The following is a 7,747-nucleotide window of genomic DNA, read 5'->3' on the forward strand; positions in this document are numbered from 1 at the left end:
ATTTCCGATACCAGCGAAAGGGCACTGCTGTGGCCATCAACGAAATTGCGAGGAAAGTCGTAGGCGCGGCGCTGTTGTCGTGCGGTGTCGTGGTGGCCGGACTGGGGCTCGCCCTCGGCACCGCACAGGCCCAGCCGGGGCCGGTGCCGCAGACGCATGGCTTGGCACCCGAAGACGGGCCGGTGCCGCCGGGTGCGAGCGGGCCGTACACCTGTTGCCCCGAAGACCAAAAGACCGGGCTGCACCCGCAGACCGGGCGCGGATGCCCGGGGACGCAAGTCAACTGGGACGCCAGTCAGTGCCACACCTGGTACGGCGTCGTCTGGGGGCATGGAAACGCCGCCCCCGGGATCTGGGAGGGCGGTCCCCCGCCTCCGGAGGCGACGCGCAAGCCGTGGTGCGGGTTTCCGTTCATGTGTTCGGGAACGCCGTGATGTACCGGTGGCGGCCCATCCGCCGACCGAGCCCTGACACAGGCGCATAACGACCGCTCAATTTCTGCTCAACGCGGGATCTACATCTTCGACCGCTTCAAACTTCGGTTGTCTAGGAGGATGTATGACCATCGCTGGGAAGACCGTGCTGGTGACCGGCGCGAATCGGGGCATCGGTAAGGCCCTGGTCGAGGAGGCGCTGCGGCGAGACGCCAAACACGTGTACGCCGGCACCCGACGGCCGGCGACCCATCCGGATCCGCGGGTCACCGCCTTGAGCCTGGACGTGACCGACGCCGCGCAGATCGAGCAGGCCGCGCAAAAACTCGAATCTCTCGACATTCTCGTGAACAACGCCGGCGTGGCACTCTACGACGACCTGAGTGATCGCGCGGTGCTTCAACAACACCTCGCCGTCAATCTCTTCGGCACCTCCGACCTCACTCAGGCCTTGCTGCCGTTGCTGATTCGGTCTCGGGGCGCCATCGTGAACAATCTTTCGGTGAACGCGCTCGCGCCACTGCCACTGATTCCGGCCTATTCGATTTCCAAGGCGGCCGCATTCAACTTCACTCAGTCTCTGCGAGTTCTTCTCGCAGGACAGGGTGTAAGCGTTCACGCGGTCCTGACCGGCCCGGTGGACACGGACATGACCCGGGGCCTCGACATACCCAAGTCGCCAGCAGATTCCGTGGCGCGCGCCATCCTCGACGGGGTCGAGCAAGGGGCCGAAGAAATCTTCCCCGATCCGATGTCGCAGTCGGTCTCGCCGAGCTGGTATGGCGGTGCGGCCAAGGCACTGGAACGTCAGTACGCGGCTCTCCTGAATCGCTGAAGCCGGGGCCGATCCGCTGGGTGTCTCAGAATCCACGCCTGGGTACTAGCCGGCCGGCGGACGGCATTCGTTGGCGCCCGGATCCCACCACCAGCCGTTGTCGCATGCGAGCGGTTGCGGCCCGACACCCAAGGGGCGGCACACGTTGGCCGTCGGGTCCCACCACTGGCCCGGGTCGCACGCCAAGGGTTGCGGCCCGACCCCGAGCGGTCGGCAGACCTTGCCGGTCGGGTCCCACCACTCGCCGTCGGCGCAGTCGGCCTTGCTCACCGCCGGCGTCAACACCGTCACGGCTGCCATCGACGCGAACGCCAGCATGACGATGACGACAGCTTGGCGAATGAATGTCCTCATGGGGACCTCCCCTCGTGGCTATTTACTAATCGAACCCAGCCCAGGCATGCAGGTCAATAGCGTCTTCTGCGCTACGGCAACGGCCGGGCGCCCCCATTGGCGGGTGTCATGTCCGCTAGCGGACATGCGATGCATCGATTGGGTCAAGGACAGCGGCGTCGGGGGCGTGCCGATGAATTCCGGACACAGGACTGGTCAGACCTTTCGGACGGACAAATCGAGAGCAAAGGTGGAGCCATGTCCCCCGAACACACGGCCTTGCCGCCGGTCGTCGATCACCAAACCTGGCGTGCCGCGCTGGAGGAACTGCGCAACCGCGAGAAGGCCGCCACCCGCGAACTGGACGCGATCGCCGCCCAGCGGCGACGGCTGCCCATGGTCGAGTTGCCCGACTACACCCTGGTGGGTGCCGACGGGCCCATCCGCCTGGTCGACGTGTTCGACGGCCGCTCGCAGCTGATCGTCTATCACCACATGTGGGCCGACGGCGCGGAATGGCAGTGCAGCGGGTGCACCGGCTTCACGTCGCAATTCACCCGACTGGAATTCCTCGAGAACTACGACGCCCGGTTCGTCATCGTCACCAATGGACCGATCGAGGAAGCGCTGGCCTACAAGCGGAGAGTCGGCAACCGGATGCAGTGGTACTCGTCATCGCAGAGCCCGTTCGCCGCCGACATGGACGCGCCGCCCGGTGGCGGGTTCGGCGTGAACGTGTTCCTGCGCGACGCCGACACGGTGTATCGCACCTGGCATACGAACGGGCGAGGCACCGAGCAACTCAGTCACTCGTTCGGGCTGATCGACATTCTGCCGTGGGGCCGGCAAGAGGAATGGCTCGATTCGCCGCCAGGTTGGCCGTCGCGGCCCACCTACTCGGGGTGGCTCGACTCCCCCGCCATCGCGGCCGCGTATGGATGCACGACGACTGAGGCCAAACCGTGAGCGCGGCCGAACGTTTCGTCGTCACCCGCACCATCGCTGCCACCCCGGCCGCGATCTTCGCAGTCCTCGCCGACCCGTCCCGCCACCAGAACATCGAGCCCACGGATTGGGTCCGCGACGCCGTGGACACCGCGCCGATCACCGGCGCGGGACAGATGTTCTCGATGAACATGTACCTCACCGCCGCGGGCGGCGACTACGTCACGCACAACCTGGTGCATGTGTTCGAGCGGGACCGCACCATTGCCTGGATGCCTGGGCTGCTCGACGACGCGGGCAACCACACGCCGGGCGGCTGGTTCTGGCGTTATGACCTTGTGCCGAACGGTGATCGCACCGACGTCACCCTCACGTACGACTGGAGCGGTACGCCGCAGGCCTTCCGGGACCGGGTTGGCGAGATGCCCATCTTCGGCGAGGATTACCTCGCTACCTCCCTGGTCGCTCTCGAGCGCTCGGTCGCTGGTTGACCAGCTAAACGGTCAATCCCAGTTCGCGGGTAGGCCAAAGGTGTCGCTGAGTCCTTGCCGCCCGGCGTCGGTGAGCATCACCGCGCGGCGTTGATTGATGTGACGGATCCAGTCCAGATCGAAAAGGCGTCGGGCAAGCGCGGACCCGAGCGCGCCGGCGAGGTGATGGCGTTGTTCGGACCAGTCCACGCAGTAGCGGATCATGGGCTTGCTGCGATCGAGAGGGGCCAGGTCTATTCCCAAGGCGCTGAGGGTTTCTCGTCCCCTGGCGGTGAGCTGGTAGGTCAGGTCTGCGCCCGGAGCCGACAGCCGGTCGGCTGCGGCGGCATCCGGACGGTGGCGTCCGTCGCCGCCGGCGATCAGCTCCCGGTCGAGCATCGCGCTCATGATCGCAACGCCCAACCGCCCGGCGAGGTGGTTGTAACAGGTGCGGGCGCGCCGCAGGGCGTGCGCACGTGTCCCTTGGCGCAGGGAGCGGATCGGCTCGGGCGCAGCGATTCGGGCGAGGGCCTCCAAGGCTTCGGCGACCGGTGGACCGGCCAGACGGAAGTAGCGGGCGCGGCCTTGACGATGCACGGTCAGCAGGCCGGCATGGACCAGCTGGGCAAGGTGTTCGCTGGCCGTCGAAGCGGCCACCCCGGCTTCGGTGGCCAGCACGCTCGCGGGCAGCGCACGCCCGTCGAGCAACGCCATCAATACCCGTGCCCGAGCACGCTCGCCGATCAGTGCGGCAACACTGCCGATATCGGCGTCACCGCCATCCCGGACGGCGACCTCGAGTGCGGGATCGCTGGGCATGCCACCACGATAGGTGGAGGACATTTCGGGCGGCACCGAAGCAAATCGGCATCACGATGGGCCGATGGACACCGACGACACCGCGAACACGACAGCCCCGCCTGGCGCGATCGAGGCAGTGGTTCAGGCTTGGGAAAGCGCCCTGGCCGCTCACGACCTGGACGCCCTGCTGGCCTGTTATGCCACCGATGCGACCTTGGAAAGCCCGCTGGTCGCCCACATCACCGGCACGGACGGAATCCGCCGGGGGCACGCGCAGCTACGGCCGTTTCTCGCCGAGGTGGTGGCTCGCACACCGAAGCTGCGCGCTTATCACCGGGCCGGCTTTTTCACCGACGGTCGGCGGGTGACCTGGGAGTATCCCCGCGCGACGCCTGACGGTGAGCAAATGGACTTCGTCGAGGTGATGGAGATCGAGAGCGGCTTGATTCAGGCCCACCGCGTGTATTGGGGCTGGCGCGGCGTCGAGGTCCTGACGAACGACGAATACCACCGGGATTCCTAGCGTCGGCGACTTTGACGCGCGCCTCTATCCATTCGGCAAGGTAGGGGCGAACAATACGGAAATGGCTCTGAAAACCCGGTCGCACTGGGTGCTCGGGTACGGACTGGCTCGCGCGACGCTGAAGCTGTTGGCTCGCCGAGGCGACCCGTTCGCCCGGCTGGTGATCGACAACCACCAGCCCAACAACGCGCACCGGCTCATTGAGCAGATTCGTCAACGGGGGCGCCTGTCGGAGGTGATCGGCGGCTGGGTCACCGCCGATGCTCGGATTGTCCGAGAGATCTTGCGGGATGACAGGTTTCGGACCTCCAAACCCCACGATCGGTCGCCGTTTCGTATCGTCCAATGGGCGTTTGCGAAAACGAATCCGGGCGTACTGAACGGCCTCGAACCGCCGTCTCTACTGATCATTGATCCGCCCGAACATGAGCGCCTCCGACGCCTGGTGTCGCGGGCGTTCACCCCGCGGGCGACCGATCGACTGCGTCATCGCATCCAAGAGATCGTCGACGCCTTGGTCGCCGATCTCGACGACAACGCTCGCTGCGACTTGATCGCCAACTACGCCTCTCAAATTCCCATCGAGGTCATCGCCGAGTTGCTGGGAATTCCGCGCGATGAAATTCCTTATCTCTACGCGATGGCCGATCCTGGCGCCAAGCTGCTCACCACCACGGTGCCCTCGTGGCGCGACTTCGGGACCGCCCTCGCGGCCCTGCGCGAGTTCGAAGGTTACCTCGACGCGCACATCGAGCGGCTGCGCCGCAGCGGCGGCGATAACAGCGTCCTGTCGGCGGTGCTGCAGGACAGCGAGCTCACCGCGCTGGAAGTCAAGATGTTCGCGGGGCTCCTGCTCGGCGCCGGCTTCATCACCACGACCCACGCCTTCGGTAACGCCATCACGGCGCTCGTCGATCACCCCGACCAGCTGGCCGGCCTCCAAGCGCACCCCGAGGGCTGGCCCAACGCGGTCGAAGAAACGCTGCGCTACCACTCCGTCGCGCAATTCGGCGCCCGGGTGGCCACCCAAACGCTGCAGATCGACGGCCACACCGTCCGGGCGGGATCGACCGTCTTCCTCAGCATCGCCGGTGCCAACCGCGATCCAGCCATCTTCGAACGTCCCGACGAATTCGACACCACCAGGGTCAACGCCCGCGACCACATCGGCTTTGGTACCGGTGTGCACGCCTGCCTCGGTGCGCCGCTAGCCCGGATGGAATTGAACATCGGCTTGCGCGCCCTCTTCGAACGATTCCCCCAACTCGCCCTCGCCGGCGAACCGACCCTCAACGACAGCACCCTGCTGCACGGAGTCAAGCGCCTCCCAGTCCATCTCGGGCCCGCCAGGGTCAACGCCGGCTGACCGCGCTACCGACTAACCACATCGGCCGAAACCGATTGCGGGACAACGGTATAAACGCCAGCCGCGGCCCTTGGGGCCAGGCGTGTCATCCGGCCGGCTATCGGCGTTCGGCGCCGTTCCCCCTTCGACACGGGCGCCGACAGGGCGCACACTTGTCGAATGCAGGTATGTCATTTCATCGGCGTTGCGCCGAGCGCACCGCGTCTGGCCGCGCCACCACCCTGGCCCCGGGTTCGGGCCTCGATGTCACCGCGACCGACGTGACGTGGCCCCAGCAGCGCCGGACGCTGAACGGCCTGTCGGACATACGCGCGTTCTTCCACACGAACAAGGTGCCGCTCTTCTTCATCTCGCCCACGCCGTTCAACCTGCTCGGCGTTGACCGGTGGATACGAAACTTCTTCTACCTCACCTACTTCGACTCGTTCGAGGGCACGCACTCGCGCGTATTCGTGCCCCGGCGGCGCGACCGCCGCGATTTCGACTCCATGGACGAGGTGTGCAGCCATCTGCTGTCTGATCCCGAGACGGTCGAGTTCATCGCCGGTAAAGGTCCCGGCGGCAAGTGCTGCTTTGTCATGCTGAACGAGGAAATTCAGGCGCTCGCGCGGTCGGCGGGCCTCGATGTCATGCATCCGCCGATCGAGTTGCGCCAGCGCCTGGGCTCCAAGATCGTCATGACGCGGTTGGCCGACGAGGCGGGGGTGCCGAGCGTGCCTAATACGATCGGGCGGGCTCACTCCTACGACGACCTGCTGGCGCTCGCGCAAAACGCCGGATTGGGAGACGACCTCGTCATTTCGATCGCTTACGGTAACGCCGGCAGCGGGACTTTCTTCGTGCACGGTCAGCGCGACTGGGACCAGCACGCCGGTGATCTGGTGGGGCAGGACCTCAAGGTGATGAAGCGGATCCGCAATGTCGAGGTGTGCCTCGAGGGCGCCGTGACCCGGCACGGCACCGTGGTCGGCCCCGCGATGACGAGTCTCGTCGGTTATTCGGAACTGACTCCGAGCCGGGGCAGCTGGTGTGGCAACGACATCTGGCGTGAGGTGTTGCCGCCCGCTCAGACGCATGCGGCGCGAGAAATGGTGGCAAAGCTGGGCGATGTCATGCGGCGCGAGGGCTACCGCGGCTACTTCGAGGTGGACCTGTTGCACGATCTGGACGCCGACGAGCTCTACCTCGGCGAGGTGAATCCGCGGCTGAGCGGTGCCAGCCCGATGACCAACCTCACCACCGAGGCCTATGCCGATATGCCGCTGTTCCTCTTTCATCTGCTCGAGTACATGGACGTGGAGTACGAGCTCGACATCGAGGAGATCAATTCGCGCTGGGAGCGGGGCTATGGCGAGGACGAGGTCTGGGGCCAGGTGATCATCACCGAGACGTCGCCGGACATCGAGCTTTTCACCGCGACGCCACGCACCGGGGTGTGGCGGATCGACGACGACGGCCGGGTCTCCTTTTCGCGAACCGCCAACGACTGGGCCACGCTGCTCGACGGTTCCGAGGCCTTCTACATGCGGGTCGCCGCACCCGGCGACTTACGTTCGCAGGGCGCCCAACTCGGCGTGCTCGTCACTCGCTCACACCTGCAGACGGACGACTATCGGCTCAGCGAGCGCTGCCAGCGCTGGGTCAAGGGGATGAAGGCGAAGTTCGTCTCGACACCCTTGACGCCGGCCGCGCCGATCGTTTCTCGGCTCGTCGCGCGCGCGTGAGCGCCCCGGCCGGCATCGCACTGGACAACTGGCTGTCGGCGCCGTACGCGCGGTGGTCGTTCCAGCACGTCGAAGACTTCGTGCCGACCGCGATCATCTCGCGCGGCACCGGGCCGGTCGCGGCGTTGCCCGCGGCTACTGCCGATCTGTCGACGATTCCGGTGACGGGCACGGACGGCACGGCCACCACCGTCGGCGCGGTATTGGCCGGTTCGGGCACCGACGGCTGGGCCGTCGCCTGCCGCGGTGCGATCGCGGCCGAGGAATATCTCGACGGCCTGGGCGCTCGGACGCCACACCTGTTGTTTTCGGTGAG

The 7,747-nt window shown here is 66.3% G+C and carries 9 protein-coding genes and 1 pseudogene; 8 read left to right on the top strand and 2 right to left on the bottom strand.

All coding sequences use genetic code 11. The features are described 5' to 3' along the window. Window positions 1-29: 29 nt before the first annotated feature. Both A5624_RS28370 and A5624_RS26155 read left to right on the top strand, forming a co-directional pair. Complete coding sequence (locus tag A5624_RS28370; protein WP_156749135.1) at window positions 30-434, top strand: hypothetical protein; 405 nt, start codon at window positions 30-32, stop codon at window positions 432-434. Window positions 435-558: 124 nt separating this feature from the next. Continuing rightward, window positions 559-1,269 (top strand): SDR family NAD(P)-dependent oxidoreductase, encoded by a 711-nt coding sequence (locus A5624_RS26155; RefSeq protein WP_066873229.1) that lies wholly within the window; start codon window positions 559-561, stop codon window positions 1,267-1,269. 45 nt (window positions 1,270-1,314) lie between these two features. Here the strand turns inward: A5624_RS26155 and A5624_RS26160 are convergent, their stop codons facing one another. Continuing rightward, on the bottom strand, window positions 1,315-1,623 hold the full coding sequence (locus A5624_RS26160) for a hypothetical protein (protein ID WP_066873232.1): 309 nt from the start codon (window positions 1,621-1,623) through the stop codon (window positions 1,315-1,317). 237 nt (window positions 1,624-1,860) lie between these two features. On the opposite strand from A5624_RS26160, the gene A5624_RS26165 reads away from it, so the two are divergent. Beyond that, on the top strand, window positions 1,861-2,568 hold the full coding sequence (locus tag A5624_RS26165) for a DUF899 family protein (RefSeq protein WP_066873235.1): 708 nt from the start codon (window positions 1,861-1,863) through the stop codon (window positions 2,566-2,568). Beyond that, window positions 2,565-3,038 carry an SRPBCC family protein gene (locus A5624_RS26170; RefSeq protein WP_066873238.1) on the top strand — a complete coding sequence of 158 codons (474 nt, stop codon included), beginning with the start codon at window positions 2,565-2,567 and terminating at the stop codon, window positions 3,036-3,038. The genes A5624_RS26165 and A5624_RS26170 overlap by 4 nt, the downstream gene beginning before the upstream one ends. Before the next feature lie 12 nt (window positions 3,039-3,050). Here the strand turns inward: A5624_RS26170 and A5624_RS26175 are convergent, their stop codons facing one another. After that, a complete protein-coding gene (locus A5624_RS26175; RefSeq protein WP_066873247.1) occupies window positions 3,051-3,836 on the bottom strand; it encodes a helix-turn-helix transcriptional regulator in 786 nt (261 codons plus the stop codon). Between the two features lie 64 nt (window positions 3,837-3,900). On the opposite strand from A5624_RS26175, the gene A5624_RS26180 reads away from it, so the two are divergent. From A5624_RS26180 to A5624_RS26195, 4 genes and pseudogenes are all read left to right on the top strand, one after another. Beyond that, window positions 3,901-4,341, top strand: coding sequence for a nuclear transport factor 2 family protein (locus tag A5624_RS26180; RefSeq protein ID WP_082990661.1), 441 nt, complete (start codon window positions 3,901-3,903; stop codon window positions 4,339-4,341). A 61-nt stretch (window positions 4,342-4,402) separates the two neighbouring features. Further along, complete coding sequence (locus tag A5624_RS26185) at window positions 4,403-5,707, top strand: cytochrome P450 (protein WP_066873240.1); 1,305 nt, start codon at window positions 4,403-4,405, stop codon at window positions 5,705-5,707. Between the two features lie 167 nt (window positions 5,708-5,874). Beyond that, a complete protein-coding gene (locus A5624_RS26190) occupies window positions 5,875-7,431 on the top strand; it encodes a biotin carboxylase (RefSeq protein WP_232002337.1) in 1,557 nt (518 codons plus the stop codon). Then, window positions 7,428-7,747: pseudogene (locus tag A5624_RS26195) on the top strand (hydrolase); the annotation flags it as partial. The gene A5624_RS26190 and the pseudogene A5624_RS26195, both read left to right, overlap by 4 nt.

The sequence above is a fragment of the Mycobacterium sp. 1482292.6 genome (assembly GCF_001672995.1).
GTDB lineage: Bacteria > Actinomycetota > Actinomycetes > Mycobacteriales > Mycobacteriaceae > Mycobacterium > Mycobacterium europaeum_A.

What these genes read in the sequence shown, in the direction of transcription:
- A5624_RS26190 (WP_232002337.1), top strand. Translation starts at nt 5,875, where the DNA reads ATGTCATTTCATCGGCGTTGCGCCGAGCGCACCGCGTCTGGCCGCGCC.
- A5624_RS26165 (WP_066873235.1), top strand. Translation starts at nt 1,861, where the DNA reads ATGTCCCCCGAACACACGGCCTTGCCGCCGGTCGTCGATCACCAAACC.
- A5624_RS26185 (WP_066873240.1), top strand. Translation starts at nt 4,403, where the DNA reads ATGGCTCTGAAAACCCGGTCGCACTGGGTGCTCGGGTACGGACTGGCT.
- A5624_RS26180 (WP_082990661.1), top strand. Translation starts at nt 3,901, where the DNA reads ATGGACACCGACGACACCGCGAACACGACAGCCCCGCCTGGCGCGATC.
- A5624_RS26175 (WP_066873247.1), bottom strand. Translation starts at nt 3,836, where the DNA reads ATGCCCAGCGATCCCGCACTCGAGGTCGCCGTCCGGGATGGCGGTGAC.
- A5624_RS26160 (WP_066873232.1), bottom strand. Translation starts at nt 1,623, where the DNA reads ATGAGGACATTCATTCGCCAAGCTGTCGTCATCGTCATGCTGGCGTTC.
- A5624_RS26155 (WP_066873229.1), top strand. Translation starts at nt 559, where the DNA reads ATGACCATCGCTGGGAAGACCGTGCTGGTGACCGGCGCGAATCGGGGC.